At 66.3% G+C, this 2616-nt stretch carries 4 protein-coding genes; 2 read left to right on the top strand and 2 right to left on the bottom strand.

Annotated features, from left to right (window positions below):
• Window positions 1-507, bottom strand: a 507-nt coding sequence (gene sbcD, locus Q0L54_RS11020; RefSeq protein ID WP_296668076.1) for an exonuclease subunit SbcD, incomplete at its 3' end; no start/stop codon positions are given.
• Between the two features lie 127 nt (window positions 508-634).
• Between sbcD and Q0L54_RS11015 the strand changes: the two genes are divergently transcribed.
• Complete coding sequence (locus Q0L54_RS11015) at window positions 635-868, top strand: hypothetical protein (RefSeq protein WP_296668074.1); 234 nt, start codon at window positions 635-637, stop codon at window positions 866-868.
• 6 nt (window positions 869-874) lie between these two features.
• Window positions 875-1156 carry a hypothetical protein gene (locus tag Q0L54_RS11010; protein ID WP_296668073.1) on the top strand — a complete coding sequence of 94 codons (282 nt, stop codon included), beginning with the start codon at window positions 875-877 and terminating at the stop codon, window positions 1154-1156.
• Between the two features lie 14 nt (window positions 1157-1170).
• Here the strand turns inward: Q0L54_RS11010 and Q0L54_RS11005 are convergent, their stop codons facing one another.
• On the bottom strand, window positions 1171-2358 hold the full coding sequence (locus Q0L54_RS11005; RefSeq protein WP_296668071.1) for an exonuclease domain-containing protein: 1188 nt from the start codon (window positions 2356-2358) through the stop codon (window positions 1171-1173).
• Window positions 2359-2616: the final 258 nt, after the last annotated feature.

Genomic DNA, 2616 nt, shown 5'->3' with positions numbered 1-2616 from the left:
GGCGTGCCTCGCCGCCGCATCGTCCCGGACGAGGTCCATCGCGAAGCTCAGCGCGTCGGCGTGGGTGCCGCCGTCGAAGCCGTCGTAGGCCGCGCGCAGGAACTCGGGGTGGACGTACGGGATGCCGTAGAGGTGGATGGGGCCATGCTCGTCGCGGAAGGTCACCGGCCGGGCGAGGTTCTTGAGGTCCGTGAGGACGTGGACGCCGCCGAACGATGCGAACTCGGCCATGTGTCCCAGGCGTGCCGGGCCGTCGTGGTTGCCGGAGGTGAGGACCACGGCGGCGCCCGCCCGGCGGATCTCGTGGATGGCGGCGTTCAGCATGGTGAACGCGTCCGCCTTGGGCGTCGAGCTGTCGAAGACGTCGCCGGCGACCACCACGGCGTCGACGCCGTTGGCCCTCACGAGGTCCGCGATGGCGGCGAGGACCTGCGCCAGGTGATCGTCGGTGCTGTGGCCATGGAACGTGCGACCGATGTGCCAGTCGGAGGTGTGCAGGAGGCGCATGCTTCGAACCTACCGGGTCAGGGTGACCGCAGGTAGGGGGGCGAACGGGACGATGGTTGTATGGCGGGCGGGCTACGGGCGGATCGATGCGGCCGTGATGTCGGAGGCGTAGGCGATGCTGAGGTGCATGAACACCGATGCGCTTGGCAACTTCAGCCGGAGTGAACTCGAGGAAGCGGGTTTCGCGGGCTTCGTACCGCTGCTTACGCTCGACCCGACATTGGTGCCACGCGAGCACGGTGTGTACGCGGTGCTCCGGACCTCTACTGACGCGCCTCAGTACTTGGTTGAGAGCCTCGCCGGCAGGCGTATCAATCACACTGTCACGATCGAAGACCTCACATCCGGGTGGCTCGACTGAGCCGCGGTGCTCGACATCGGCAAGGCGGGGGGCAAGACCGCCAACCTGAGAACTCGCTTGCGGGGCTTCTCTCGCTCAGGTCAGGGACTCTATGACAGCCACCGCGGGGGACGCCGCATCTGGCAGCTCGCCGACCACGCGGCGTTGCTTGTCGCCTGGCTCGCCACGCCCGGTCGCGATGCGGAGGATGTGGAACGTCGACTGATCCGCCGCTTCGAGGCGGTGCACGGCCGGATCCCCTTCGCGAACCGCACCCGCGGCACGCGTCGGAAGTCACCTCAACAGTGAGGTTTGGGCGGTCGTCAACCTGTCAAGATGGCTTCGCCTACGACTGGGATGCCGTAGTCGCGCGCCTTCTTTGCCTTGCCCGAGTTGGTCCCTGGGTCCTGCGCGATCACTGCGGCCACTCCCTTCTTGACGCCTGGCCACACGACGAGGCCGCGGGACTCGGCCAGCCGCGTGAGCTCCACCTTCCTGGCCATCGACATGCCGGTCAGGACCACGAGGTCCCCGGAAACGAGCGCCACCTCGCTCGAGATCGCACTGACACGGTCCGTCGCGTGGGCAAGTAGCGCCTCGACCTCGATGTCTTCCAGGTCGAGGAGCCGAGCCAACTGAATGATGAGCGCGCGCTCACCGGGTGTCAGCAGGTCGTCCTCGCACACGGCGTCGACCACCATCATCATGTAGCTGCGATGGAGACCTTCGACCTCTGGTTTGGTGAGGCGGAGCGACCTTGCGAGTCCGTCGAGAGCCCGGCGCTCGTCGGCACTGATGCGGCGGTCGACGAGCACGCGCTCAAGCAGGTCGAGGTACTCGGGGCCTCCCCCGATCTCGGTTTCAATGGTGAAGGTCCGGAACACGTCGTCGAGCCACGATGAGCCTGCGGCCGATGAACCGCGCGACACTGGCATCGTCGCCATGCGCGGCGGCGATGGCCAGCGGATAGTCTCGGCGAAGTCGACCCATTGGCTCCACACCCTGGAACCCGGGCTGCTCTGCATGTAGTGGGTCAAGAGCGTCGCTGTGGCCTCGGCGTCGTCCAATGCGGCGTGCGCGTTCGCGAGTTCGATCCCGAAGTGTGCGCAGCAATCGCTGAGCTTTGCGGGCGCGCCAAACTCGCGCGCCATGCGCATCGTGCACAGGGTCATGTCGGGTGTGAGATCGAGCGGCCAGCCAGCTCGCGTGTACTCGGATACCAGAAACGCGGTGTCGAACGCGCTGTTGTGCGCAACGACAACGCGACCGGCCATCAGGTCCGTGAGGTCGCCCACGATGCGATCGAAGGTCGGCGCGACCCTGGCATCCGTCGCGTCGATCCCATGCACATGCTGCGCGCCTAGGTCTCGCTGAGGGTTCACGAGCGTTGTGTACCGCTCCTCTTGGCGCCCCTGGGGATCAAGCAACACCAACCCGACCTCGCAGATGCGATCACGCGAGTTGTATGCGAATCCGGTGGTCTCGAGGTCGATGACAGCGTAGCCGGGCACAGCTCTCTCCTTGACGTGGCTCCAGGGGACTCGATGTCAGCCTAGGTGAAGGTGTTCGATTCGCTACGCCAGCGACTGCCGGGCGCACGACCACGATGCGCGCACGGGGGTCTCCCGTCGCACCTCGTTAACGTGTTAATCACTTGGTGAGAGGACGCCTCCTGCGCGCGCCGCGGCTGTTGGGGCGTCGGCGAGTTCCCCACAGGAGTGCGAAACCTGGGAAAAGCGTCAGTGCGTTCCCCGGAGGAAAGCGTCCAG

Source organism: Demequina sp. (assembly GCF_024642165.1).
Lineage (GTDB): Bacteria > Actinomycetota > Actinomycetes > Actinomycetales > Demequinaceae > Demequina.
This window is presented reverse-complemented; position numbering and strand designations above follow the sequence as displayed.

Coding starts and splice junctions, on each gene's coding strand:
- Q0L54_RS11015 (WP_296668074.1), top strand. CDS start 635: ATGAACACCGATGCGCTTGGCAACTTCAGCCGGAGTGAACTCGAGGAA.